This is a genomic window from Herminiimonas glaciei (assembly GCF_042664955.1).
In the GTDB taxonomy this organism is placed as follows: Bacteria; Pseudomonadota; Gammaproteobacteria; order Burkholderiales; family Burkholderiaceae_D; genus Oxalicibacterium; species Oxalicibacterium glaciei.
Genome location: NZ_JBHTBU010000001.1, coordinates 960,851 through 987,543, shown reverse-complemented (window position 1 = coordinate 987,543; position 26,693 = coordinate 960,851). Strand labels below are relative to the sequence as shown.

The following is a 26,693-nucleotide window of genomic DNA, read 5'->3' as shown; positions in this document are numbered from 1 at the left end:
CCTTATATTGTAACTATTATAGTTACATGAAAAAGAACAGCAGATTATCCGCCTCCCTGCATGCACTCATGCACATGGCACACCAGGCCGAACCCATGACTTCCGAGGCATTGGGACTATGCCTGCAAACCAATCCGGTAGTGGTCAGGCGCACCATGGCCGGATTGCGTGAAAACGGACTGGTGCAGTCCGGACGCGGACACGGCGGCGGCTGGACACTGGCGCGTCCCATCACCGACATCACCTTGCGCGATGTCTATACCGCACTGAACGAACCAGTCCCGCTGCAATTGGAAGAAGACGCTCCGGTGTGCCAGCTTGAACGTGCAGTCAGCACCGCACTGAACCAAGCCTATGCAGAAGCGGAAGCGCTGTTCGCAAACAGCCTGGCCAATATCACCCTGGCAGATCTATTCAAGGGTATCCAATTGGCACCTTATTACGCCTCCCTGCACGCAAAGGAACACAAATGAAAATTTACGATGCCATCATCATAGGCGGCAGCTTTGCCGGACTCTCGGCCGCCATGCAACTGGCACGTGCGCGTCGCCCTATCCTCATCATAGACGGCGGCCAACCGCGCAACCGTTTTGCCGCGCATTCGCATGGTGTGTTTACACATGATGGCGCACCGGGCAGTGAGTTGTTGGAACAGGCGCGCGCGCAACTCGCACAGTATCCGACGGTTTCCTTCGTCAGCGACTACGCGGTGCAAGCAAAAGAAGAAGGTGGCGGTTTCACGATCCGTACCGAAAGTGGCAACAACTATGCAGGCCGACGACTTTTGCTCGCCACCGGCCTGAGTGATCGCCTGCCGGAACTGGCGGGCCTGCAGGAGCGCTGGGGCAAGACGGTATTGCACTGTCCTTACTGCCACGGTTATGAAATCAACCAGGGCAGGATAGGTGTGCTCGCCAGTGTACCGATGTCGGTCCATCAGGCTTCCATCGTCGCCGACTGGGGCGATGTCACGCTGTTCACCAATGGCAAAGTGGAACTGGATGAAGAAGCGTTGACCTTGCTGCAAAAACGCAAGGTAAAGATAGAAACAACACCTGTCATCAGCATCGAGGGAGCATCCCCGGCACTCGATGGATTGCGCCTGGCCGATGGCCGCAGCATCCCACTGGATGCGCTATTCGTTGCAGTGCAGGCGGAACAAAGCTGTCCTTTGGCGGCGCAACTCGGCTGCGCCTTCGATGAAACGCCGATGGGTTTAATCGTGCGCACCAGCAATGTAAAACTGACGACAGTGACAGGCGTATACGCCGCCGGTGACGCGGCACGGGTACCGCACAATATTACGCTGGCGATGGCAGACGGCGTGATGGCGGCGATGGGTGTGCATCAGTCGCTGATCGCAGCTGAAGTCGCCCATGCATAACAGTTAGTCGGCCTCGCGCAACAAACGCATGCCGACCAGCGTATAGCGCGTGTCCTGGGAATTCCAGTTGCGGTAGGACGAGCGCGCATAGAAGGACCAGGTATGCCATGAACCGCCACGCCGCACGCGTACTGTTCCGTCAGCCGGACCTTGCGGATCGTCCACCGGTGATTTGGCATAGTAGCGTTCGTCATGCCAATCCGCCGTCCACTCCCAGGCATTGCCGTGGATATCGTACAGGCCGAAGGCATTCGGCGCAAAGCTGCCGACCGGCGCGGTAAACGCAAAGCCATCCGGTCCATCCAGTGCAAATTTTTTCCACTGCTGCCAGTTCTTTGCGGCATCGGCATCGAATACATTCGCCGCACTCAGCAAGGATTGCGGATCGTCGCCACTGTAATAACGGGTGCGGGTCCCGGCGCGCCCGGCATATTCCCATTCCGCTTCGGTCGGCAAACGATAGGTGCGCCCTTCCGTCTTGCTCAGCCATTTGCACATGGCCACCGCATCATTCCAGGTGACATTCACCACCGGATGATTGTCATCTTGCGGGAAGCCGGGATTGCGCCATGAGTATTTGGGATTGCGACCTTCAAAGGCATCGCCGCGCGTGGATTTGGCCGGGTCATAGTCCGGGTTATAGCCATAGCCGCCGGTACCGTCTGCTTCCGATTCAGGCAGGTAACCGGAAGCATCAACAAAGCGGCGGAACTCACCCACTGTCACTTCGTACTGGCCGAAATAAAAAGGGTGCGTAATACGCACCTTATGTGCAGGACCTTCATCGCTCAATTCGACGAAACGTTTGTGATCGTATTGCGGATAATGGCGCAGCATCGCCTCGCTTGATTCATCGCTGCCCATCACAAACTCACCGGCCGGGATCAATACAAACTTCATCCCCAATGAATTCTGGATATTGCTGTCCAGCGCCTGCGCGCAGGAAACCGCCACGGTAAGTCCAAGGAAAAGTATCGTCCGCATAACAACTTAAGGATAAGAAAAAATGCAAGGCCCCGATACTTCATAGACTGGGGATTATCGCTGCATGCTGACACGAAAAAATCGCCAGCGCAATATCGCGGACGTCATCGTTTTCACAGGCATCCGGCACCGCATCAAGGGGCCGGCTCTGGCATAATGACGTAGATGATTTCCAACATAAATCCGCAAATAAAAATCGCCCTGAACCGCATGAAAGCCGCTGCCGGATGCTGAGCATGGCAAGCGCCGCCCTCATGCTGCCGGCCATCCTGCTGACCGGTGCGCTGATAGGCGCGTGCGGTATTGGTGGCGTACTGCTGGTTCCTATCCTCACGCATTTGGGCGGCATTCCCTTGCCGCAGGCGATTGCCGCCGCCTCCCTCAGTTTCGCCCTGCCCGCACTCGTCGCACTGGGTCCGATGCGACGCCAACCCGAACTGCTGCAAGCTTGCCTGCCCTTGCTCGGCGGTGCCTTGCTGGGTGCCGCCGGCGGTGCACTGACCGTGCATTTGCTGTCAGCCGGAAGCCTGATGTTTGGTGTGATGTCGCTGGTCCTGTTCGCAGGCTGGCGCGGTTTGCGTCCGCTCGATATTGCCGCGCAAGCGGCCGCTTTCCTCAGCGTCCGGAGCCTGTTTATATTGGGAGCCTTAATCGGCTTCGGGTCGGCGCTGACCGGTACCGGCGGTCCGGTCCTGATCCTGCCGCTGCTGATGCTGATGCGCCAGCCGCTGCCCTTCGCGGTGCTCGCAGCCCAGGCCATACAATTCCCGATTGCGCTGGCCAGCAGTACCGTACATGCACTGGAAGGACGCCTGGATATCAAGCTCGCGCTGATCTGCGGTGTGCTGATGCTGCTGGGCTCCTTCGCCGGACAGCGTGCCGCCGCTGCGCTGAATGTCGCACAGCTGCAGCGCATGGTTGCGCTGCTTTTGCTGGCGGTGGGACTCTGGTTTGGCTGGCTCTTGCTGAATTGATTTATTGCAGCCGGCCCGTTGTTGATGAAACTTAGCGCGCCATCTTTTGCTGCAGCATGGCCTTCACTTCATCCCATTCGGAATCGATGATGCTGAAGCGTACCGAGTTGCGCTTGCGACCATCCGGCATGATGCGTTCATTCCTGACTATGCCTTCCTGTTTGGCGCCTATGCGCAAAATCGCCGCACGTGATTTCTCATTCAATTCATCGGTCGTGAATTGCACACGTATCGCCTGCAACTCTTCGAAGGCGTAAGTCAGCAACAAGAGCTTCGCTTCCGTATTGATGCCGGAACGCTGGATCGAACTGCCGAGCCAGGTATGGCCGATTTCCATCTTGCGGTTCGCCAGGTCTATCTTCCAGAAACGGGTACTGCCCACGATCTGGCCGGTATCGCGGCGCACGATGACGAAAGGCATGACGGTTTCATTTGCACGTCCTTCCAGCGCCGTCGCAATGTATGGCCCGACCGTATCCGGCCCCGGGATCACGGTGACCTTCATATTCCACAACTCACCATCGGTCGCAGCTTGCACCAATTGCGCGGCGTGTTCTTTTTGTAAAGGACGGAGTTCTACGGTTGTGCCGACCAGGGTCGGTTGCTGTGGGAGTGTTTGTTTCATTGTTGCTCTAATGGCGTGGCGGGACCCTCATCATAAAACGGGCAAGAAAGCCGGTGCAAAAATATTGCTAAGTGGAATCCACACATTCGCGTCGATAGCATTTCAGCAAGGCTCTCAAATAAATTCGCACGTTTTCCGGCAAAGCTTTTATACTGTACATATATACAGTATATTTACACCTGTAAATCAATTGAAGCTTTAACCAAAAGCAATACCTGGAGGCCCTTATGGCTGCCGCCCTATCCTTTGCCTTTCCTGTTGCCACGCCCGAGATTCCGCCATCCTTGCCGGATGCCGTCTGGCGCGCCGACCAGATGGGTTCCTATCATGCCAGCCCGGTTCCATCCGGCTACCAGGCGCTGGACCGGGAACTGCCCAAGGGTGGCTGGCCGCCATCGGTATTGATTGAATTATTAATGGCACAGCCCGGTATAGGCGAACTGCGTTTGCTTGCACCTACGCTGGCCCGCCTGACCCAAGCCGGCAAGACCGTGATCCTGCTGGCACCGCCGCATATTCCATATGCCGCGGCATTAGCCGATTTAGGTATCAGGCTGAAGCAACTGATCCTGATCGAAGTCGATAAGGCGGCCGATCGCATCTGGGCGATAGAACAAACCTTGAAAAGCGCCGGCTTTGGCGCACTGCTGTGCTGGCTGCCGCAAGCGCGCACCGATCATTTGCGCCGCTTGCAACTGGCAGCGGCAGGCGGCGAAGGTTTGACCTTCGTCTTTCGTCCACTGAGCGCACAGGAAATATCATCACCCGCACCGCTGCGCATCGCCTGCCAACCGGCGGCGCGCGGATGTATTTCAGTCGAACTCATCAAACGGCGTGGACCGGTACATGCCGCGCCACTCATCCTGCCGCTCACAATTCCTGAAACCCTGGTCCGTCCTTTGGCCAGCCGCGCAGCAAACAACACCCTTGCCGATACTCCTTCCTATGCTGTGGATCGCTCTTCACTTGCCGCAACTGCCGCTAGACGCCGCGCTACGCTGCCGGCTTAGGCATATCTCCTGCGAACCGGATCCATTTGCCGATGCCCCCATCGTCATTTGTGAACGGCAAGTCGCAGGCTGGTGCAATCAATTGGCGGAAGACGCAGGGATACGTGCGGGCATGTCGGAAGCCAGTGCCCGTGCGCTGGCGGCCGGACTGCAAACACTGCAGCGCGATACCGGACAGGAAGCGAGGGCATTGCAGGAAGCCGCGCTCTGGTGTTTGCATTTCACGCCGCATGTGGTGCTGAAACCGGATGGCCTGCTGCTGGAAATCAGTGCCAGCCTGCGCCTGTTCGGCGGCCATCAACGCATCGCGACGCAATTGCTCGGCGGTTTGCTGGAGCTGGGCCTGCAGGCCCGCCTGGCAAGTGCCGCTACTGCCGGTGCGGCATGGTTACGCGCGCAATCGAACGGAATCAGCAAAGTGTTTGCACATGATGGCGACATCAATGAGGCACTCGATCCCTTGCCCTTGCATGTACTCGATAGTGCGCAAGTGCATCTGGAGACCCTGGATGGCATCGGTTGCCGTCGCCTGGGTGAATTGCGCCAACTGCCACGCGCGGGGGTGGCGCGCCGCTTCGGCCAGGCCTTGTTGAGTGAACTGGATCGCGCGTATGGCACGGAAGCAGAAGCGCATCTATGGTTTGAAGCGCCGGTGATATTCGATGTCAAACTCGAACTCCCGGCCCGCGTGGAAAATACCGAAGCATTGCTGTTTGCCGCGCGCCGCCTCTTGCTGCAACTGACGGGCTGGCTGAGTGCGCGCCACGCGGCAGTGGCCGGCATCACGCTTTGCCTGCATCATGAATCGAGCCGACAGCGCGATCACCGCCGCACGAATGTCAGCATCATGCTTGGCATGCCGAGCCGCGACATCGACCATCTTGCGCTATTGCTGCGTGAACGAATGGCGCAACTGGAACTGATTGCACCCGTCATCGAAATCAGCCTGAAGGCCGAACAAATCACCGCACAAGCCGCGCCGAATACCGAACTGTTCCCGACGCCGACTTCGGATGCGGAAAATACCGGACGCCTGGTCGAGCGCCTGCAAAGCCGTCTCGGGCATGAAGCAGTGCGCCAGCTTTCCGTCTTTGCCGATCACCGGCCGGAAAAAAGCATCCTCAGCAGCGTGCTAAGCACACACCAAAACCCACGGCGTAATTCATCTGATGAAGCTGTGGACACGCATCCGCCATGCCTGCGCCCGGCCTGGCTGCTGCCACAACCGCTGGCCTTGAACACCCACCAGCACAAACCCTTTTACCAAAGTCCGTTGACCTTGCTGACCGGGCCGGAGCGTATCGAATCCGGCTGGTGGGATGATGCACTGGCAACCCGTGATTACTTCATCGCACAAAACGAACAGCATTTACTGCTGTGGATTTTTCGCTTGCGCACGACGAGCACCGTGTCCGGCTCCGGCTGGTTCCTGCATGGCTTATTTGCCTGACATGCAGCAAGACATACCATGCTGCCGCGCCTGCCCTCCTATGCGGAACTCCATTGCCGCTCCAACTTCAGCTTCCTGCATGGTGCATCGCATCCGGAAGAATTGGTGGAACGCGCCTGCGACCTCGGCTACAGCAGCCTTGCCATTACCGATGAATGTTCGCTGGCAGGTGTGGTACGGGCGCATGTAGCAGCAAAAAAACATGGGCTGCACCTCATCATAGGCAGTGAAATCAAACTGGCTTGCGGCAGCAAATTACTCTTGCTCGCATGCAATCGAAATGGTTACGGCAATTTATCCGAACTGATCACGCTGGCACGACGCCGTGCCGCCAAAGGCAGTTACACCCTGTATCGCAGCGACCTCGATGCGCATGCAGCCGTTGCGCACCTGAGGCATTTACCGGATTGCCTCGCCATCCTGCTGCCGCGGCGTGGCAGCAGCAATGAGGAACTGGCCGGGCAAGCCGCGTGGTTGCAGCAAAACTTTGCCGGTCGCGCCTGGATTGCCGTTGAACTCTTGCACTGGTCCGGCGATGAACACTGGCTTGCACAGTTAAAAGAAATAGCCACACAACAGGCATTGCCGCTGGTCGCGATGGGTGATGTCCTCATGCATGTACGTTCACGCAAACCCTTGCAAGACACGCTGACTGCGGTACGCCTCGGCAAATCCATTGCCGAATGCGGACTGGACTTGCAACCGAATGCCGAACAGCATTTGCGTTCACGTTTACGCCTGTCGCAAATCTACCCGGCCGCATTGCTGGAAGAAAGCCTGGAGATCGCCGCCCGCTGCACTTTCTCGCTCGAAGAGTTGCGTTATCAATACCCGGAAGAAATCGTGCCGGCAGGCGAAACCATGTCTGCCTATCTACGTCGCCTGGTGTATGAAGGCGCCACGCAAAGACGCTACAAAAATGGCATCCCGGAAGAATTCCATGCACGCATCGAACATGAACTCAGCCTGATACAAGAGCTGGAATATGAGCCTTACTTCCTGACGGTGTATGACATCGTCAAATTCGCCCGTAGCAAAAATATCCTGTGCCAGGGTCGTGGCTCCGCCGCCAATTCCATCGTCTGTTATTGCCTCGGCATTACCGAAGTCGATCCGGCGCGCAGCAGTGTCTTGTTCGAACGTTTCATTTCACGTGAACGCAATGAACCGCCGGATATTGATGTCGACTTCGAACACCAGCGGCGTGAAGAAGTCATGCAATACATTTATCAAAAATATGGCCGCCATCGGGCCGCACTGACGGCGGCGCTGATCACCTATAGGCCACGCTCGGCGATGAAGGATGTCGGCAAGGCGCTCGGCCTCGACTTCGAACAAATCAATCTCTTGTCGCAATCGCATAAATGGTGGGATGGCAAACAAATCGGCGCGGATCGTTTGCAGGAAAACGGTTTCGACCCGGAATCCCCTATCGTGCAAAAACTGGTCGAACTGACGCAAACCCTGATCGGTTTTCCGCGTCATCTATCGCAACACACAGGCGGTTTTGTCATTTCGCAAGACAGCCTGGCGCGCCTGGTACCGATAGAAAATGCATCGATGAAGGATCGCAGCGTCATTGAATGGGACAAGGACGACCTCGATGCACTAGGTTTGCTGAAAGTCGATGTGTTGGCGCTCGGCATGCTGTCGGCGATACGGCGTGCGCTGGAAATGATCAGCCTGCGGCGCGGCCACGACTTTGAGCTGCAAGATATCCATGATGACGATGCCGCCACTTATGAAATGATTTGTGCCGCCGATACGATAGGCGTGTTCCAGATTGAATCGCGCGCACAAATGTCGATGCTGCCACGCCTGCGTCCAAAGTGTTATTACGACCTGGTGATACAGGTCGCCATCGTCAGGCCGGGTCCTATCCAGGGTGGCATGGTGCATCCTTACCTGAAGAATAGACGTCTGCCCAAGGACAAAATAAATTACTACGGAAAATCCATCAAGAAAGCCCTGGTACGTACTTGTGGCGTTCCTATTTTCCAGGAACAAGTAATGCAAATTGCAGTACTCGCAGCAGATTTCACGCCCGGTGAAGCCGATGATTTGCGCCGTTCCATGGCAGCATGGAAACGCAAAGGTAATCTGGAAAAACACGGCGAAAAACTCAAGGCGGGTCTCGCCCGCAATGGTTACGACTCCGATTTCGCCGATCGCCTGTTCGAACAAATCAAGGGCTTCGGCGAATACGGTTTTCCCGAATCGCATGCCGCCAGCTTTGCCCTGCTGGTCTATGTCTCGGCCTGGATCAAGCGACATGAACCGGCCGCCTTCCTCGCCGCCCTGCTGAATTCGCAACCGATGGGATTTTATTCCGCGTCGCAACTGGTACAGGATGCCAAGCGCCACGGCGTACCTGTACGTCCGGTCGACATCATGATCAGCGAAGCGGAATCGACGATGGAAGACATACACGCCCAATACCCGGCCGTGCGGCTGGGCCTGCATATGGTGAAAGGCTTATCGACGGACGCCGCCGCGCGGATAGTTGACGCCCGTTCGCGTCGTCCCTTTGCCAGTAGCGATGACCTGGCGCGACGTGCGATGCTGGACCAGCATGAACTCGGTGCACTGGCGCGCGCCAATGCCCTGCTCGCCCTCACCGGGCATCGCCGCCAGGCCAAATGGGAAGTCGCCGCCATGCTACCGCCGCCGGCTTTGTTGCGCGACGCACCGATTATCGAAGCCCCCGTGATCCTGCCGCCGGCCAGCGAAGGGCAGGAAATCATCGCCGACTATGCGAGTACCGGCCTGACCCTGCAACGCCATCCGCTCGCGCTGCTGCGACCACGCCTGAAGCAAATGAATTTATCCTCTGCATTGGAAATGAAAGGCTTTGCCGACCGCAAAATCGCGCGTACTACCGGCATCGTCACCATGCGGCAACGACCTCCGACCGCCAAAGGCACCATGTTCGTCACACTGGAAGATGAAACCGGCATCACCAATGTCATCATCTGGCCCGACCTTGTTGACAAGCAGCGCAAGGAAATCCTGAATGCGCAATTGATGACGGTCTACGGCATCTGGCAATCGAAGGATGATGTACGCCATCTGGTCGCGAAACGCATCGTCGATCACTCGTACTTCCTTGGTGAGCTATCCATCTCGAGCCGGGATTTCCAGTAAGCGTACGTCTCAATATCGTCAGCGGAAGAAGCGACTCGGGGAAATATCGAAATGTTTCTTGAACATCGCGGCAAACGCACTCTGGCTGCTGTAACCATGTTCGAGTGCTACATCGATGACCTTGTCGCCGCGCGCCAGGCTTTCCAAGGCCAATAACAGCCGGGCCTGTTGCCGCCAGTGGCCGTAGCGCATGCCGGTTTCTCGCAGGAACAGGCGATGGAAAGTGCGTGTGGAAATACCGAGCAGCTCGGCTTGCTGTTGCACCGTATTTTGCTCATCCGGATACAGCATGGTCTGCTGACAAATCTCGCGCAGGCGACTGTCCGCCGGCAAAGGCAAATACAAAGGCAGGACCGGCACCGAGCGCAATTCCAGCACCAGCAAATGCAGTAAGTGCCAATCGCGTGTACCGACTTTGAGATCTGGCGCTATGCCTATCGCTGACACGATCAGTTCACGCAGCAGGAGCGGGATGTCCAGCACACAGCTCTGCTGCGGCAGATTGGGCAGGAAAGTCGGATTCACGAATACGGTACGCATCTTGACGTCGCCACGCATGCTGACCTGATGATCGACATCCGGCTGCAACCAGACACCGCGCGTAGGCGGCACCACCCAGCGCCCATCCTGCGTTTCAACTGTCAACACGCCTTCCAGCGCATACAGCAATTGCGCATAGGCATGCCGGTGCGGCGGAATCACATGCCCGTGCGGGTAATCGATGGCCAGTGCGGCGGCAGGTGCATCGGAACCGACCAGGTCCTGGTAGGGAGTGGCGTCAGCCATATTGTCACTTTTGCGATAAGTTAAGTCATATTAGCACGCGAACGACTACGCCGATCAAGGCAAGATTAGCTCCCGCCATCAAGAATGTTGAGAGTGTCTTATGTCCGCATCTCCCAGTACCAACGCGCATACGCCTGCTTTTTCCGCTTTCCTTTACCCCTTCTTTGCCATCGTGCTGTGGGCCGGGAATGTCATCGTTTCCAAACTCGCCGCCTCCGCGATTTCACCGACCGCGATTACCTTTTACCGCCTGGTGCTGGTATTGCTGCTGATGAGCCCGGTCATGCTCGGACCTTTGTGGCGTAACCGGGCCGTGATCCGTCGTCACCTCTGGAAACTCGCGCTGTCCGGTTTGCTGGCGATGGCCTTGTTCCAGAGCCTGTCCTATCGCGCGGCCGAAAGCACGACCGCAACCAATATGGCCATCGTCACTGCATTGATTCCATTGCTGACCGCCATCCTCAGCGTGATCGTGCTGGGTGAAGCCATCACTTTGGGCATGGTGGGCGGCGGCATACTTTCCTTTGGCGGCATCCTGTACCTGGTCGGGCAAGGCAATCTCTCCGCCGCGCTCAGCTCCGGCGTGCATCTCGGTGACTTGCTGATGTTGCTGGCGGCAGCTTCGTATGCGCTGTATGGCGTGTTGCTGAAACACTGGAAGATGAACGTACCGGCCTGGCAGGCGATTTATATCCAGGCCTGCGCAGCCTTGCTGTTCATGCTGCCCATGTTTGTGATGTTGCCGCCGGGCGCGGCGGAACTGGATGCGCGCACCCTACCGCTGATCGCTTACGCAGGTATAGGCTCATCGATTATCTTGTCCTTCCTGTGGATAGAAGGTGTCAAACAATTGGGACCGAATCGCTGCAGCATTTTCATCAACCTGTTACCGGTATTGACTGCCTTGTTTGCCGTGATCTGGCTGCGTGATGCGATGCATGCCTACCATGTGATCGGCGGTGGCGTAACCCTGATAGGCGTATTGCTGACGCAGACTGTGCAAAAACCCTTGTTCGGGAAGCGGATGCAAGCCAAGGCATGATATGAAGACAGGCGGCCATGCAAGCAGGCCGCCTGTTTTTTAAGTCGTCAGTTTGACGGCACGACCTATGTAAAGGATAGGCCCGGTCGGACGACCGATAGGTGAACCGGCTTCAGGTTCCAGCGTGATTTCGAAGAGCTGGTTCTCCTGCATAGGCGGCAAATGATCCAGCGTATAAGTCGCATCCTTGCCCGGGCTGACCAGACCCAACGAGACCGGCCCATTCCAGCCCTCACCCTTGGTCCAGAATTGCAGGGATTTGTTGGCCGGGACTTCTTCCTTGCCCAATGGTTGCAGCTGTAATTGTTGTCCCAGCTTGGCCTGTACTATCCAGCCCGGCGTCTGTGCTTTCGGATCGACCAGCACCACCATGAATTTGGTTTCAGTCGCAACCGGGCGCGTCACCATCAGCACTGCCAGCAAAACGGCGGCAGCCATGCTGCCCGCACTCAGCAAACGCCACAAACGTACGTTATTCCATAAACCGGTCCAGCCGGATTCCAGCGCGCGTGTCGCCGGCCGGATGCTGGCGGCGATACGCGGCCACAGCTGTGGTGGTAATTCCTGTGGTTCAGGGATAGCGGTGAGCGGCATCAGGCGCTGCTCCCATTGTTCGACCGCATGCCGCAATGCGTCTTCCCGTGACAGGCGAACTTCGACCTCCCTGCGTTGCGCAGCATGCAGCGTGCCGAGTACGTATTCACCGGCGAGCTGCTGCAACTCCTCATCCGATTCATTCATCCCATGCACTCCCGTAAGGCCAGCAAACCCCGTTTAATCCACGCCTTGACTGAACCTACGGGCGACTTCATGCGTTCTGCAATTTCGCGATGACTACAACCGTCAACATAGGCATACAAGAGACTACTGCGCTTGGCCTGGTCCAGATGCGACAGGCAGTCATCCAGCTTGCCGAGGTTAACATGCGTTTCAAACGGATCATGTGCATGCTCGCCCTGCTGCGCATCCAGTGCTTCTACCGTATCTTCATCGGTATATATTTCCTGCTGGCGATCACGCATAAGGTTCAAGGCCTGATGCCGCACTATGCTGTGTATCCAGCCACGCCCTGCGCCACGTGCAGCATCAAAGCTGCCTGCCTTGCGCCAGATATTGACGAAGGCGTCATGCAAGACATCCTCAGCCAATGCACGCTGCCGCACTATGCGCAACGCGACACCCAGCAGACGTTGGCCGTCCTGCCGGTAGATCTGTTGTAGCCCCTCTTGCTCACCGCGGGCACAAGCCCGCAAGGCGGCATCGTAATCAAAGGATTCTTCGTTCAAGGATAGATACGCCAGTAAGTAATCGGCTGCAAACAGTCGTGTCAGCCGATTATAACTGCTGCAACTTTGCCCGCCGACAATTGTGACGGGCAAGGTCGACATTACATGGCTTTCCAGAAGATGTAGTCAGCCTGGTACTTGACGATTTCCTTCGCGCCCAGGTTGGCTGCGGCGCATGCCGAAGCCGGAGCCACACCACCTTTGGTCGCTACACGCTGGATGAAAGTCACGCCGCTCATAGCGCCGTTACCCATGGCAGGATTGGCCTTCACCAGTTGCAGCGGGATGTTGCCAGTGCCGCCGGGCGCGACTGCCAGCTGGGTTGCGGTGATTTTCGAACCATCATTGCTTTCCCAGGTTGCTGGCGGGCCGAAGTATTTGCCTACCGCCTTGCCGCTGCGATCCGACAGTACAGCATCAGGACCTACGAATACCCATTCATGTTGGTCGGTCGTATCTTTTTTGACTTTGCACTCATAGGTGATGGTACCGGCACCGACGGTTTCCATCGCTACGTGGTTACCAGCAGGAACCTGCACTGCTGCAGGGAGTGCATCTTGCGTAAATGGCGCTGCCCATGCACTGGAGAATGCGGCAAAACCGGCCAGGACGACAACGGAATGGAGCTTATTCATGATGGTTTCCTTTTTGTAGTGGATAAGTGTGACCAACAGGAACTATCGCCACTGCAATAATCCGGTTGATACAGGTACTACCCACGGGAAACCGATTTGGAGGCAGGCTCAGGAAAGTATTTTTAAATTATTTTTGGCTGCATCAAAAAGCCGCACTCATCGCCGCCCTCGCCTTGCTTTCCCGGTGCCGCGGCAGGCAACGGCGCGGACTGCTGACGCCGCCCATGACCAGCTGGCCGGTCTGCTCGGCACAGTAATCGAGCGCCTGGCGCAACATGGTATCGACACTGCGCACCGAAATACCATGCCGTAGCGCAACCTCCTGCCGCGTCAGCTCTTCCAGACGCAGGCACAGCAGGATGTCGTGGTGATGTCGCGGCAAGCCATGCAAGGCGCGATCAACCGCCTGCAGCTCGGAACGCAACTCGGCGATCTGATCCGGGCGGGCTGCATCGTCTGCAATGTATTCCATCGCATCTTCCAGTCCCACCACATACTGCCACGGTCGGCTGCTGCGCACATTATCGATCGCCAGGTTGCACGCCACGCGATAGACATAGGCTTCCAGATTCTTTACCTCTTCCGTCACCGGCATTTCGCCGAGGCGCAACCAGGCATCATGCAGGCAATCGCTGGCCTGGTCCGGGCAAGCGAGGTGCCGCGTCAGGCGTTTATGCAAATGGCTGTAGTTTGCCAACAAATAATCCTGCAATTTTTGCGCAGGAAAGGAATGGATTGCAACCGAGCTGGATGGCATTTTGATGGGCTCTCGTGTAATCGGGCGACGAATGCAGATCGTCAACTGGCAATGTAAATATCCTGAACGTGAAGACAAGCAACGCAGCAGATTATTTTCCGGGGATGCATACCCGTTCCGCTGCCCCTTGCAGGACCAATGGAACGGGTATCGCGCCTGCTTATTTCCCCTGGGATAAATTACGCCGCTCGTTTTCCGTGAGTTGCGTTACCTGCTCCGGCGTCAACTTGCCATGCCCTACCATCTGGAACAGGCTGTCCGGGTCGTAATGCGCCTGCCCTGCCGGTGCACGTTTGTTGCTCGGTGCCGGTGACTTATCGTCTTCGGCCGGATCATTACCAAAACCAAGCACACGCACCGTAAATATCGACGGCAGGTTTTTACGTGCTTCATTGCGCTCACGCTGCATCACATCCTGCGCCGCCGCTGCCGCCGAACTGGCCACTGCACTGGCGTTGGTCAATGCCCCGACGTTGACAGACGCTATCATCGGCAGGCCGGTCGACTTGCCCTGTACCTGGATATTCGCTGCATTCACAATCTGCAAGGCGGCCAGATTGACGTTGCCTGAGACCCGGATACCCGCCTCGCCTGCATCGATGGTACCTAGTGGTGCAATCAGGTCGATGTCACCCGCCGCCACTTCCGGCAATGGATTCAAGGTCGCGATACCTGCGCCTGAGCTAGGCACCTGTGGTGACTGCGTCACATTGCCCCATTGATCGTAGACGCGCTTCGGCGGCGTGTAGAGCACGGTGGTCTTCGCACCGCGACCGGCATTGATGTCACCTTCTGCAGACCAGGCGAAGATGTTGCCACCAAAAGTGGTCATGATGCGTGACAGGCCGAGCAATACACTGCCTTCCGAATACAGCTGGATATTGCCGGTACCTTGCGTGACCAGGCCGGCCGATGCAGGCGGGACCTGTCCTTCGACACCGATCACGAGTTTGCCTGCGGGTGCAAGCATCTGGATATCACCACCGAAGTTGGTACGCACGCCGGAGCCACCGAACATGATGATGTCGCCGCTACGGCTGATCGCCCTGCCATCCTTGTCCGCCTCTGGGAATAGCGTGGCAATCGTCTCGCGACCGCGCAGATAAGAAGCGAAGCGGCTGCTGTCCGGCGCGTTATATTCCCGCCCGCTTTCGCGGATTTCCGCATAATAAATATCACGCAGGAAGATACGTTGCTGTTCCGCTGCCAATCCGTCGAAAGTGGCCAAGGCTTCTTCATCCGTGCCGACGAAACCATAGCGCTGACCCAGCCAGTCCGTCAGTTCCCGGCTATAAATCTTGACCGCCATGCCCGGCTGGTCGGCCAAGGGCCTGTTCGGATCAGCCAGTTTGGCCGGGTCAAGGTAGCGGGCGCGCATCGCTGCCCAATCCACCCCGTTGCCCATACCGCTCATCATGGTGATGGACGCGCCGGGACGTTTGTCGCCCGGGACGAAGGCACCAAGCGAGGTGACGCTGGCACGATCATCCAGCAGGATGTTGCGCCCGGCGCTAATCTCCAGCGTACCTGGACCTGCGACGGTGAAGGAGCTGTAACGAATATCACGGCCGGCGGAAACGATAGAGACATCGGTATCGGAAGTGTGAACAATGAGGTTGCTCTGCGCCCGCGCACCGCCACTACTTGCCGTAGAAACGGCAGCTGACTCAGCAAGATTGTGACCGCTGTTGATGATGTCGCGCCCGGCCTTCATCCAGACCGCGCCACCCGCGCTATAAAGGGTTTGGCCCTGGAGCCAGCCTCCCGTCTGCAGTTCACCGGTCATCAGGCCGACAATATCGCCCTCCAGTGCATAGAAGCGCGCCGGGGCCAGCGTATATCCACCCGAAGCGGTATTCGCGCCGAAGGCAAACAAATTGTACTCATCTGTAAACGCCCCCGGATCGAGGGTCGCCTGTGTCACGGGCTTGAACGGCGTCGTGAGGACGGCCGGATCGGCGCTGGAGCGCGACACGACTCCGCCATAGATTGACTCGCCCGCCAGCCATTCCAACTGCCCGTTCGGCGACGGCGCGAGGAGTAGCGCCTGGGCCGCGTAGAGACTGCCCGAAGGTGCGACTGCGCGCAGGATGGACGGATAGGAAATATCGGATGCATTTGCTGCGGGGCGCAGCATCTTTGCATTGCCCGGCGTGAGATCTCCACCAGCGGCGAACAGGTCGATCGCAGTCCGATCGCTCCACAGGCTGAACCAGGCCGGTGCCGGTTTACCCAGGTCCTGATCGCTGATCTCGCGCCTGGTGCCGTCGATGACGCCGCCGACCACCAGGTCGCCGCGCGTGGCCAGCGTAAAGACGGCATCGCCCGGCAGCAGGAGAGGCCCGCCTATGCTGTCGGCCGCCGTCGCGGTGAACGGATCATAGGGGCGCTCTTCCCTCGGATTCTGGACGTTTGCAAAAGGTCCGAATTTCAAACGGATATTGCCGATGCTGGCCGCGTTCAGCGCGACACTCCCACGCAAATTAGCGATTACGCCATCCAGTCGCGGCTCCGGCATCAGGACACCGCCCGAGCCACCAATATCGATGGCAGTCCCCGGGAAACTCGGGTTGAGACGACCGCCGATACGCACGTCCAGATCGCCGCCACCGGTCAGCGCCAGATCGCCTTGCGCATTGACGCGGCCGGTCGATGCGACTGCCAGCACTAGTCCCTGGCTGCGGGAAGTCGCGGCGATTCTGTCGACCACCCCGGCATCACCGCCAACCTCTACCCTCAGGTCGCCGCCGCCCAGCGTCCCATAGCCGGTGAACCCGACCAGATAGGGGATCCTGCTATATTCAAAATACGGATAGTCGTCGTTCGCCACATAGGAACCGAAGTTGACCCACCATGCTGCGCCGGCGTCACTGCCCGGCGCATGACCCTGCCGCCATAGCCAGTTGCCGGAATCGGCGTTGGGCGGCCTGGTGCCACTCGGCAAAGACATCAGGTCACCTGTGAGGTCACCACCGGCGCGCAACAGCAGGTTGCCGCCGCCGGTCGGATACCAGGCATGTGAGAGGCGACCATCACCGCTCACCAGGCTTTCATAGTCCGCACCTTCCTTGCCGAGTACCTTGCCGTCGCGGCGCGCTCCCCGTGCCTGGTCGAATGCCGCGGTGACGCCCGGCGACTGTGTACCGGCGGTATAAACGCCGTACAGCGAACGCTGCGCCAGATTACCGCCGGCGATCAGGTCGAGATCGGCCGCGCCGGTACGCACCACGCTGAAGTTTTGATTGAGCGGAATATATTCGATGAGATCACCGACAATAACCTGATCCGGGGTGCCCGGAGTCCCCGGGCCACCGAGCGCAACGCACAAACCCACGCCCTCGCAGAAAAATTCATAGCCAAGAGGCAAAGGATCGCCAGGTCGCAACGGGCCGCTTAAACCCCATCCCGCCCAGTCGACATCGAGGCCCCACATTGCGATTCCGTCCGCTGTAATACTTTGCGTGTGGAAGACGCAGAAACTCGGCGCGTCAGTACAAAGTCCGTTCGGTCCCCAATCGTCCGAAATCCGGGTTCCCGCCTGTTCGCCAAAAATAGCCGCACCTTCTTCCGACCAGTACCATACTCCACCAGGCTGCGCCGGCGTCCCGGGAATGATGGTGATCTCATGTCGGTCAAACACCGAATAATGTGTGTCGGCCAGGGTGAGGTTGCCGGCCACATCGCGTGGTCGCAAAAGACGACTGTCGGCAGCCGTCAAATCCGCGCCTGCCACGAAACGCATCGACCAGCTTTGCGATCCCGCCGGCAACATGCTCGCCACCGCCCAATTGGCTCCCTGCCGGCCGTTTGCATCGACCGGACGCAGAGGTACCGAGATTGCGCCATCAGGCAGTTTGAGATCGGCGCGCGCCGGGATCAGGCCACCAAGCGGCAACGCCAGGTTGCCATCGAGCCGGGGCGCTTCACCAAAGGGGCCCACAGGCAGGGGCACGCCCTTGGGCCAGACCATCGCACGCAGCGACAGGCTGGCAGACGCAATGAAACCAGCACCCAAACGCGTGCCCGACGTCAGCGTCACTGCCGCAGTCAGGCGCGTACCTGCTGCATGCAGCAAAGTGCCATCCTCTGCACGGATATCGCCCGCGAGGATGGTATTCGCCGGCAAGGTCAACGTGCTATTCAGTACCGCGTCAACCGGCAGCCGTGTACCTGTGGCCACAGTCATTTCTTTCACCGGAAAATCGTAGTTGAGTGTGCGCCCACCCGGATAGCTGGTGCCATCGGCAAGCGTCACGCCACTGCGCGGTACGATGACATCATCAACGAATGGTGACACCCCCGGGCGCAGTATCCAGCCATCGTCGTCGGGTGTTTCAGGTGGCGGTGCAAAACCGTCATTGATGCTGCCGTAAATATCGAGGTTACCGCCGGCCCGGATGGTCAGTGCGCCAACCTCGCCCGAACCGTACACACCGGTGCGCTGGAAATTGGGATTCACACCTTCGTAACGATGTCCGGACAGGTCGAGGTCGCCCTGCACGATGATATCGCCGTCGGGTGTCGCACTGACGATCTCGACACCTGGTCGCAGATGGAAAGCATCTCGGTATGTCGCATTGTTCAGGCCGGCGAGCTTGCCGTCCATCAGCGTGGTATTCGCAAGGGCCGCAGTGATGAAATTGACGCTGTCAGCATGCTTCTCGTTCAGGTAGTCTTGATTGACTATCTGATAGGGGCGACCGCTCGCCGCCGGATCCGTACCATAGGCGGCATCGTCATAGCGCTGCATCGCGTTGACTGCAATCGAACGGGCGCCATCAATGTGAATGACACCGCTGGCGTCGATCGCAATATCACCGGCGGTCGCCCCACCGAGACGAGGCGCGTTCAATACCAGCGTGCCGCGCGGCGCACCATCATATTGCCCCGGCGCCGATCCAGCCGTAGCTGCCGTGCCGTGCCGCAAGTCGATGCGTGCACCCGACGCCAAAGTGAGGAGTCCATTACCGGAAGTCAGTTCGACAATCGCGCGATTGGGACTATCAATGATCTTGCCATAGCTGTCGACGCGCAGTCGTTCGCCATGTGCATCGAGTACCGCGCTGCCGGCAATCGTCAAGCCGTCACGGGCTGCCAGGCGGATAGCGCCGACCTCGGCACCGCTGGCGTCGATAGTGCCGGTAACAGTAAGGTGCCCGCCATCAAGCGAAACATTGACCTCGCCCGCGCGCACACCATCAGCGATGACAAGGTCGCCCTGCTTGAGCTGGAAGCCACGGCCACCAAACATGCCACCGGCATTCAAACGTTCGTTCAAACCGGCGAACTGCTGGCTGAGTGTGCCACCCTCTCCGAGGTGCTGCGCGCGCAAGTCTATGAAACCGCTGCGATAAGGAACGATCGTTCCGCCCGCATCATATTCACCACTGGCAGTACCGAGAATCGTCCCCTGCAAATCCACCAGGCCGGCATCGTTTGCCAGTGCAGATACAGTCAGTCGGCCTGCATGATTGAATCTGGCCGACAGGTCGATGATCGAACCCGCTTCCTGGCGAATGTCACCGTTGCGGCTTTCGATAATGACTTCGCCACCCCAGCTATATTTCTTGATATCGTCAAACTTCACTTCGCGTCCGGCAAGGTCGAGCCGGGCGGCGTCTGCAAGCAGGATGTCATCGGCAGCGGTGATAGTAAGGCGGCCGCTCGGCAAGGTAATCGCCGTAGCGATCGACACCGTCTTCGCATTGAGTGCAAGTTCGGCACCGAGGCCCTCAGCACCGATCACTTCGGCGGCCGTCGCACCCGCCGGTGCCGTCACACGGATCGCGCCACCGGCAGTAATACGGTTGATCGAACCTGCTTCACCGGTCAGGAGCGGCGTGACAATATTAAGATCGCCGCCCGCATAGCTGTAGCCTTCACCCGCCACATAGGCACCCTGGCTCTGATAGATGGCGAGGCTTCCCTTGTGGTTGGCGGTAATCCGCTCGCTGGCCTTAAGGTTGACGTTCGCAAAACCGAGCGCCAGGCGCGCCGCCGCATCCGCTCCGCTAACCTGGACCTTGGGTCCATAACCGAAAGTGATGCGCTCCGCATCGATAGTAAGCGCACCGCTGCCGGTTCCGGCACCTCCCGCAATAATCGACCCCGGCCCGCCGGTAGTACCGCTCCAGACCAGGTTTTCAGTACGAATGGTCGCGACGTCCGCGGCATCACCGGCACCATAAATGGCAGGTGTACCGAACACCAGGTTGGCGATACGGGATTTACCCGCGGCATCATAGGTATCGAGCGTGACGGTGCCGAAGAAATTAACTGCTTCAGTGGCATTCAGGATCAGGCTTTCGAGTGCCGGGGCACCAGTCGAAGTATCGCCCTGCAATAGTCGGTCAAGCACCGTCTGGTTAAGCGTGAGGCCCGAGGGTAGCAGGCCCGCTGCACTGGCTGCAGCCAGCGCGGCAGATGTACCGACATTGACGGCACCGACGCCAAGCGAAAGATTGCGCGTGCCAAAAAGCACATTGTCGCCAAGTTCAAAACGATTGGTCGTGGCGAATGCAATCGTGCCTTCAGAGTAAAGCGTAGTCTTCGCATCACAGTTACCGCTCGCACCACAGGCACCAATCAGGATCGCACCTTGCGAAATAGCCGAAGACGGCAGCACGTCCAGCCAGCCATTCGACACAACCAGCATCGCACCACCATCACGGCTTTGCAAGCGCTGTGGCGTATAGATAAATCCATCTCGTGAATCAAAGGGCGTTGAACCCATGCCCAATGTGCTGATGCCGGCTCCGGCTTCAATCGTGATCGCGCCAGGGCCGGTTTCGCGTTCCCAGCCGGTGATGAGCAAGACTTCTGCTGCTCGCAGTATGGCTCCCTCACGCAGCGTAATGTCGAATGACTTGCTGGAGGATTCGAACTGGACATAATTACCTTGCTGACCATAGGTGACACTCGGCCTTGCACCGATGGTCAAGCGACGGGCAGATAATGCATTGAGGTCGTCGGCATAGATTGAAACACCGGTGAAGCCGGCAGTGGCGGTCGCGCCGCTCGCCAGGATTTCGATCTCGCTGCCGGTATTTTCACCTACCAGGCTGACCGAACCTGCATAACCACCTTTGCCTGCACTGAAATCCACCACACCATCGAAGTGGAACGCATCCGCTCCCGCACCGGGTACGATGTTGAGGAAGAGATTTTGTCCGTCGAGCGGCATCATCGCGCGTGGCAAGCCGCGACGTGCCGCATCGGCCAATGCATAGTTGCCGTAACTGGTTTCGTTATAGCGTGAATAACTACGCGTCACCTTGCCGGGGGTCAGGATCACCTGCCGCGCCAGAGTGTCGCGGATGGAAGTATTGGCAAAACCAAGGCGGCCTGCGGCCAGATAGGAACCGTCCTGCAATGCAGTAGTACCTGTTGCGCCACGCGGATCGGCGGTCGCAGCGATCTCAACCCGGAACGCACCGGGTAGCAAGGCATAGCGCGAAGGCATCAGCGTATAAGTACCGGCAGGAAGTCCGGGTACGCTGCCATCAAGGGTAATCTGTTGCCCTACCCGTGGATCGCCTGCACCGGCATCCGGACCGATCGGCGCATAGCCGGAAGTATGGCTGGGCACGATTGCATAGACGGCATTACCCGATTTACTCACTGTATTACCGGGATTCGCGTCGATCAGCGCATGAAGCAATATGTCGATCGATCCACCACGTCCGCTGACAAAGCCCGCACCGGTCAGGTCACCGCCACCCGACAGGTCTATGGTCGCGCCCTCCATCACATCAACTTTGACGCCGGTCAGCGAAACCCCACGGGCCGCAGAAACAGCACCTTCCAGTTCGCTCTTTTTACCGGCGAAATACCAATCGATACCGTCGACCGTACCGCCATATGGCATGAGCAGTCCCCTCGAACTGGTCGAGGTGATACTGCCGGGCAGGAGATTAATCGTGTCGGCACCGGATTCATTACCGAGGTTAATCGAGCCGAGCGGTGCGCGGATGACGCCACCCTGATTGATCGTATGCGCACCCAAAGTCAAGCTGCCGAACGCCGAAAAAGGCTGGGCTGCAGGCGCTTGGCCGATACCGCGGATGGTAAGGCTGTATGCGGGATCGTAAAAAGCGTCGCCGCCGAGTCCCCTCAGCCAGCCGGCCCGGACGATGGCATTGGCGCCGGTCGCAGGATAAATTTGTTGCGCGGCAAGGACGAGATCGCCGCGGGTCTGCAGGATGGTCGGAGCCGGACTGCCGCTGTACAGGAAGCGAATATCACCGCTGCTCTGCAACTCGACGTTGGCGAAACCACGCCGGTCAAACGAAACTCCCGGTTTGCTGCTGCTGATGCCGAACTGGAGGGAACGCTGAACATCCAGCAGCCCGGTCGTCACATTGAACTGCGCCGCGCTCTGGCGTGTCGATGAGGTCGATCCGGTGTCAGCGAAGCCGATAAGACGCACATAGGGTGCCGATATCGCAACACGGGCATCGTTCCTCGCACTGTCGGTCAACGCCAGCGAGGTCGCCCGCAGCTCAAGGCTCTGCCCCATCGCTAGCGACACGTCGCCATCAAAGGAAATGACATCCGCGCTGAGCAATTTGAGGTTATCGAATCCCCCCGCATTAATCTGGTCTGCACCAACGACAGCATGTCCATAGACCAGGTTATCGGCGGCCGAGGCTGGCGTGGCGTCTATCGCCAGGATGGATCCTGGCGCAAGCTGCGTCACGACCAGATCGCGCGGCCGGTTGCCTGGATGCGTAATATCAGAGTAAAACGGGACTTTAAGGCTGATCGCCAGGCTACCGCCCGCCGCGCCGGCGCCACCGCCTTTTGCCAGCCAGCTTCCGCCGAGATCGAAACCGTTTGAAGACTCAAAAGAAATCGCACCACCGTTACTTGCAATGTTGGCGGCCCCACGTCCGACCAAATCAAGCGTTGCAGACGTGCCTGAGGCATCGAGCTGCGCGCCATCACGTACTACCACGAACATCGTAGCTGCATTGATGGAGATCGCGCCGCCGTTCAATACCTCGCCATAACGATGTCCCTGCATGTCCAACGCTGTGTAAGCACGTCCCGCGACATCCAGCACCGCATTCTGTCCGATCCAGATCAGGGAACCATCGTCTTGAAACGAAGTGCCATTGACCTTGATCGCCCCACCCCAGGCATTGAGGGTCCCGTCGATCATCATCTGCCCCACGGCGGCGCCGGAGATGTTCATCGTCTGCCCCGGGTCGACAGACAGTATCGAACCTTTGCCGATAGTCAGCGAGGCTGCCTGACCATTATCGACCGCCGCCTGCCCGGCTGATAGCGACAGGCTGGCACCGGCGCGCCGGGTCAGGATACCTGCTCGCGGATCTTCCTTATACAAAGGAGGTGTCCACAATTCCAGCACGCTGGATGGATCATTTCCCGTGACGGCGCTCAAGCCACCTGCCGACCGGCGATAAACCGGCATGAGCACATCAATGATTGCACCCTCTGCAACGGTAAGCCCACGATGCCCGTTGATGCTATAGCTGGAGAAACCACTGCGAAACAGCTCGGCATCGATATGCAATGATGTCGCTGCCCCCGGAACCCCGGCTTCACCGCCGAGCACAATCTCCTGCCCCGCCTCAACAATCAAGGCGCCACCACCATCCGTGCCATACGCGCGTATGCTGCCATCCAGCGTCAGTTTGCCGTCCAGGGTCGTTCGGCCATTGGGGACATCGGCCAGCAAGGAAACACTGCCGCCACGTCCACCTTTGCTCTTGCCGGCAGGGAGAACCGCCGCACCTGAGGAGACATCAATCAGGCTGTCTTTTTCCAGTACCACATCATTGGTCGATTGCAGTTTTACCGTACCGCCGTTCAGATAAGCCAGCTTGCCGTTATCCGCTTCATTCAATAGTGTATTCACCCACAGGCCGCGCGCATCCAGCGTCATGCCTTCGCGCAGCGTGATCGACGAACTGCCGTTCTTTTGCAGCACTTCCGATGAACCGCGACCGGTGCCGGCCGTGAAGGTATTGTTCATCGCGATACTGCCGCTGCGTGCGGTGATATCCGCTTTGATATCGATCACCGGCGCAACGAAATCCAGCTTGCCGCCATTCGCCAGTGTCAACGCCTGTTCTATCGTGATCGACTCCCTGGTGGCGATATCCAGCTCACCCAACTGCAGCGCATTGATGTAATCACTGTCAAACCAGACAGTACCGCTACGTGTCGGTGACAAGCTGCTATCGGCAGACATGCCTGCCGTAATCTTGTCCACCTCACCGAAGCGCACATCCGATTCAAACATGCCGGCACCATTATTAATGCCGTAGCGGCCAACTGCCAATTGACCGTTCAGTGCCACCGCGGTCTGCGCCTGGCGGTAGCCATCACTGACAGCATCACGAGTTTTGATTTGGCGCTCACCATTGAAGACCGTCGTAATCAACTCGCCTTCCATCACCGCAGTGGGTGCATTGATGATTAACTTGCCACCATCGCGACCGACGGTATAACCATTCTCCAGGCGCTGGCGCGCTGCGATCAGCGGGTTGTAGTAATACTTGGTGGCTTTCTCACCCCAACGTTCGTTCTTGTCTTCATAGCCTTTGTAGATACCGGTGTAACTGATCCCGGCCGGGGCCTGGTCGGCCCGGTACAATTTCCCGTCGCTGCCTTTCAGCCAGGTCTGGCTGATCATGCCGGTCTGCACATTGAAGCTGCCGCCGGAGAGGTTGATGGCCGAGCCCTGCTGCGTAATGACTTCGTTGCCGCCCAAAGTGAGGGTACCGCCTTGCGCCGCCCATTCACCTATGCTGTGGCCCTGGTTGCTGAGATAGCCGCTGACTTCGAGCAAGCCGCCTGCTGCATACCAGCGATCACTGGCGTAACCGCCGGTACCGGCCGGCACCAGGATCAGTTCGCGTCTGTCGACCCATACATTGCTATTGAACAGGGAGCCGGCATCACGATTGCCGGGTGAATCGCGTAATTCATTACCCTGTACATTGACCAGCACATTGTTGGACTCCATCGCGACGTTGACGCCGACCGCACCGGAGACATCCACACTGGACTTGTCGGCAACGAAGGTCCTGTTCTTTGCACTGACGGCAATCTGGCCGCCGGTCGCCAGCGTCAGGGAATCGCCGGCAAAATGTACATCGCCGCCTGACACGATTTCAACGCGTGACTGATCGCGACGATCAGCGAGCACCGAGAGATTATCAAAGCTGCTATTAGCACCATTGATACGCAATCCATCCTGTATTGCCGAGTCCTTGATCAATGCATCACGCTGGCTATCCAGTGCAGTGGTCTTGCCATCGTCCTCGATCAGGATGGCGGTGGTGCTACCCTGGCCTAATGTGACATTACCTTGTGTATCACTGGCCGAATTCAGCAAGTGGATCGTGCCACGGGTATTCACGGTGGTCGTCGCAACGGCGACACCGTTCTGCTGTACATCACGCCCGGTCAGTGTGATATCACCTTCACGCGCCATGATGAGGCCGGTATTCGTGACCTTGCCGGCATCGCTGCCGGCGTCGATCTTGCCGACGACTTCATTGCCGCGTGTAGTGCTGAAAGTATTCCCTTCCGTGCCTACGCCTTTGCGGATGAAGAAGCTGTCGCCCGCTGCCAATGTGGTCTGGCCTTTACGCGTGACAATCTCACCGGCGTTATTGACTTCCTTGCCCAGTAATAAAACATAACCGCCACCAGCGGTAACCGTAGCCGATGGATCATGCGTGGCAATCTGTGCACCCGCTTCTACCAGCACATTGCCATTGGCACCGGTGAAACTGGCGGTGTTGAGGTTCGGGCTATAGATGCCGGTATTGAATTGCGAGTCGAGGATGTGCGCTGCGGCGACCACCAGGTTACGCGTGTTGACCTGGCTGCTGCCGCTGAAGATGATGCCGTTGGCATTGACGATCATGACCGTGCCCGGCGCCTTGATCTGGCCCTGGATCACGCTGGGTGCAGTGGCATTGTTGATGCGGTTCAGTACTGACCAGTCGGCTTGCTGCTCGAATTGCAGGATGGTGTTCTTGCCGATATTGAAGGTTTCCCAGTTCAGGATCGCTTTGTCGGCAGTTTGTTTGATGTCGACGATGGTTTTACCGTTAGCCGTACTTTGCGTCGGGCCGTTCGCGTTGATCCAGCTGTTGACCAGGCTGCCAACATCGAGGCCGCCGACGCCTAGGCCATCCGGCACTGTGCCATTCGCGGCCAGTCGGGCTGCGCTTTGTTGGGCCTGCGCCAGGGCAATCGCGCGGGCGGCAGAATTCAGGTTGGCAAGTGAACGTTGTAATTGGGTATTGGCTTGCTGCTGTTGCAGTGCCGGGGAACTGGCCGGCATTGCCGGCATGCCGTTCGGCAGTTTGCCGGTGGCGACTGCCGCGGCTTGCACTACACCCTTCTGGGCATACCATGCAGCGCTGAACGCTTGCTGCGCATATGCATCACCTGTCACGCTGCCGGCAGCCAAAGCTAAAGCAATAGCCTGTGCAAGAGGCGAAACCCGGAATTGATTTATCTTGCTTGCACCAGACTGCTTATGATTGCCCTGCGTATGCATATTCATCTAAACCCCAGTATCAATAGATAGGTATGAACAACGCTTTCATTTCTGAGTGAGCGCCTCTTA

General features: G+C 58.2%; 15 protein-coding genes. 7 read left to right on the top strand and 8 right to left on the bottom strand.

What is annotated here, in order from left to right:
- The first annotated feature begins 26 nt into the window (after positions 1-26).
- Entirely contained in the window at positions 27-473 is a 447-nt protein-coding gene (locus tag ACFQPC_RS04255; RefSeq protein ID WP_382270350.1) for an Rrf2 family transcriptional regulator, read from the top strand.
- Complete coding sequence (locus ACFQPC_RS04250) at positions 470-1,384, top strand: NAD(P)/FAD-dependent oxidoreductase (RefSeq protein ID WP_382270349.1); 915 nt, start codon at positions 470-472, stop codon at positions 1,382-1,384. Before ACFQPC_RS04255 ends, ACFQPC_RS04250 begins: the two co-directional genes overlap by 4 nt.
- 3 nt (positions 1,385-1,387) lie before the next feature.
- Here ACFQPC_RS04250 and ACFQPC_RS04245 read toward each other — a convergent pair whose 3' ends face one another.
- A complete protein-coding gene (locus ACFQPC_RS04245; RefSeq protein WP_382270348.1) occupies positions 1,388-2,368 on the bottom strand; it encodes a formylglycine-generating enzyme family protein in 981 nt (326 codons plus the stop codon).
- A 236-nt stretch (positions 2,369-2,604) separates the two neighbouring features.
- Between ACFQPC_RS04245 and ACFQPC_RS04240 the strand changes: the two genes are divergently transcribed.
- Positions 2,605-3,342 carry a sulfite exporter TauE/SafE family protein gene (locus ACFQPC_RS04240; RefSeq protein ID WP_382270347.1) on the top strand — a complete coding sequence of 246 codons (738 nt, stop codon included), beginning with the start codon at positions 2,605-2,607 and terminating at the stop codon, positions 3,340-3,342.
- 31 nt (positions 3,343-3,373) lie between these two features.
- On the opposite strand, the gene ACFQPC_RS04235 is transcribed toward ACFQPC_RS04240, so the two are convergent.
- Positions 3,374-3,967, bottom strand: coding sequence for a GNAT family N-acetyltransferase (locus ACFQPC_RS04235; RefSeq protein WP_382270346.1), 594 nt, complete (start codon positions 3,965-3,967; stop codon positions 3,374-3,376).
- A gap of 227 nt (positions 3,968-4,194) precedes the next feature.
- Here ACFQPC_RS04235 and imuA point away from each other — a divergent pair, with 227 nt between their 5' ends.
- The 3 genes from imuA to ACFQPC_RS04220 are packed head-to-tail and all read left to right on the top strand — an operon-like array spanning position 4,195 to position 9,571.
- Positions 4,195-4,977 (top strand): translesion DNA synthesis-associated protein ImuA, encoded by a 783-nt coding sequence (gene imuA / locus ACFQPC_RS04230; protein WP_382270345.1) that lies wholly within the window; start codon positions 4,195-4,197, stop codon positions 4,975-4,977.
- Complete coding sequence (locus tag ACFQPC_RS04225) at positions 4,913-6,427, top strand: Y-family DNA polymerase (RefSeq protein ID WP_382271869.1); 1,515 nt, start codon at positions 4,913-4,915, stop codon at positions 6,425-6,427. The genes imuA and ACFQPC_RS04225 overlap by 65 nt, the downstream gene beginning before the upstream one ends.
- An 18-nt stretch (positions 6,428-6,445) precedes the next feature.
- Positions 6,446-9,571 carry an error-prone DNA polymerase gene (locus tag ACFQPC_RS04220; protein WP_382270344.1) on the top strand — a complete coding sequence of 1,042 codons (3,126 nt, stop codon included), beginning with the start codon at positions 6,446-6,448 and terminating at the stop codon, positions 9,569-9,571.
- Between the two features lie 18 nt (positions 9,572-9,589).
- Here ACFQPC_RS04220 and ACFQPC_RS04215 read toward each other — a convergent pair whose 3' ends face one another.
- Positions 9,590-10,357: an AraC family transcriptional regulator gene (locus ACFQPC_RS04215; RefSeq protein ID WP_382270343.1), complete on the bottom strand. Its 768-nt coding sequence runs from the start codon at positions 10,355-10,357 to the stop codon at positions 9,590-9,592.
- Positions 10,358-10,457: 100 nt separating this feature from the next.
- On the opposite strand from ACFQPC_RS04215, the gene ACFQPC_RS04210 reads away from it, so the two are divergent.
- Positions 10,458-11,399 carry a DMT family transporter gene (locus ACFQPC_RS04210; protein WP_382270342.1) on the top strand — a complete coding sequence of 314 codons (942 nt, stop codon included), beginning with the start codon at positions 10,458-10,460 and terminating at the stop codon, positions 11,397-11,399.
- Positions 11,400-11,438: 39 nt separating this feature from the next.
- Here the strand turns inward: ACFQPC_RS04210 and ACFQPC_RS04205 are convergent, their stop codons facing one another.
- The 5 genes from ACFQPC_RS04205 to ACFQPC_RS04185 form a co-directional block, all read right to left on the bottom strand.
- Positions 11,439-12,140, bottom strand: coding sequence for an anti-sigma factor (locus ACFQPC_RS04205; RefSeq protein WP_382270341.1), 702 nt, complete (start codon positions 12,138-12,140; stop codon positions 11,439-11,441).
- Positions 12,137-12,787, bottom strand: a complete 651-nt coding sequence (locus ACFQPC_RS04200) for a sigma-70 family RNA polymerase sigma factor (protein ID WP_382270340.1) — start codon at positions 12,785-12,787, stop codon at positions 12,137-12,139. Before ACFQPC_RS04200 ends, ACFQPC_RS04205 begins: the two co-directional genes overlap by 4 nt.
- A complete protein-coding gene (locus ACFQPC_RS04195; RefSeq protein WP_382270339.1) occupies positions 12,787-13,320 on the bottom strand; it encodes a DUF3455 domain-containing protein in 534 nt (177 codons plus the stop codon). Before ACFQPC_RS04195 ends, ACFQPC_RS04200 begins: the two co-directional genes overlap by 1 nt.
- 142 nt (positions 13,321-13,462) lie before the next feature.
- Positions 13,463-14,077 (bottom strand): RNA polymerase sigma factor, encoded by a 615-nt coding sequence (locus ACFQPC_RS04190; protein WP_382270338.1) that lies wholly within the window; start codon positions 14,075-14,077, stop codon positions 13,463-13,465.
- Between the two features lie 160 nt (positions 14,078-14,237).
- Complete coding sequence (locus tag ACFQPC_RS04185) at positions 14,238-26,630, bottom strand: filamentous haemagglutinin family protein (RefSeq protein ID WP_417451533.1); 12,393 nt, start codon at positions 26,628-26,630, stop codon at positions 14,238-14,240.
- Between the last annotated feature and the right edge of the window lie 63 nt (positions 26,631-26,693).

What these genes read in the sequence shown, in the direction of transcription:
- ACFQPC_RS04255 (WP_382270350.1), top strand. Translation starts at nt 27, where the DNA reads ATGAAAAAGAACAGCAGATTATCCGCCTCCCTGCATGCACTCATGCAC.
- ACFQPC_RS04250 (WP_382270349.1), top strand. Translation starts at nt 470, where the DNA reads ATGAAAATTTACGATGCCATCATCATAGGCGGCAGCTTTGCCGGACTC.
- ACFQPC_RS04245 (WP_382270348.1), bottom strand. Translation starts at nt 2,368, where the DNA reads ATGCGGACGATACTTTTCCTTGGACTTACCGTGGCGGTTTCCTGCGCG.
- ACFQPC_RS04240 (WP_382270347.1), top strand. Translation starts at nt 2,605, where the DNA reads ATGGCAAGCGCCGCCCTCATGCTGCCGGCCATCCTGCTGACCGGTGCG.
- ACFQPC_RS04235 (WP_382270346.1), bottom strand. Translation starts at nt 3,967, where the DNA reads ATGAAACAAACACTCCCACAGCAACCGACCCTGGTCGGCACAACCGTA.
- imuA (WP_382270345.1), top strand. Translation starts at nt 4,195, where the DNA reads ATGGCTGCCGCCCTATCCTTTGCCTTTCCTGTTGCCACGCCCGAGATT.
- ACFQPC_RS04225 (WP_382271869.1), top strand. Translation starts at nt 4,913, where the DNA reads ATGCTGTGGATCGCTCTTCACTTGCCGCAACTGCCGCTAGACGCCGCG.
- ACFQPC_RS04220 (WP_382270344.1), top strand. Translation starts at nt 6,446, where the DNA reads ATGCTGCCGCGCCTGCCCTCCTATGCGGAACTCCATTGCCGCTCCAAC.
- ACFQPC_RS04215 (WP_382270343.1), bottom strand. Translation starts at nt 10,357, where the DNA reads ATGGCTGACGCCACTCCCTACCAGGACCTGGTCGGTTCCGATGCACCT.
- ACFQPC_RS04210 (WP_382270342.1), top strand. Translation starts at nt 10,458, where the DNA reads ATGTCCGCATCTCCCAGTACCAACGCGCATACGCCTGCTTTTTCCGCT.
- ACFQPC_RS04205 (WP_382270341.1), bottom strand. Translation starts at nt 12,140, where the DNA reads ATGAATGAATCGGATGAGGAGTTGCAGCAGCTCGCCGGTGAATACGTA.
- ACFQPC_RS04200 (WP_382270340.1), bottom strand. Translation starts at nt 12,787, where the DNA reads ATGTCGACCTTGCCCGTCACAATTGTCGGCGGGCAAAGTTGCAGCAGT.
- ACFQPC_RS04195 (WP_382270339.1), bottom strand. Translation starts at nt 13,320, where the DNA reads ATGAATAAGCTCCATTCCGTTGTCGTCCTGGCCGGTTTTGCCGCATTC.
- ACFQPC_RS04190 (WP_382270338.1), bottom strand. Translation starts at nt 14,077, where the DNA reads ATGCCATCCAGCTCGGTTGCAATCCATTCCTTTCCTGCGCAAAAATTG.
- ACFQPC_RS04185 (WP_417451533.1), bottom strand. Translation starts at nt 26,630, where the DNA reads ATGAATATGCATACGCAGGGCAATCATAAGCAGTCTGGTGCAAGCAAG.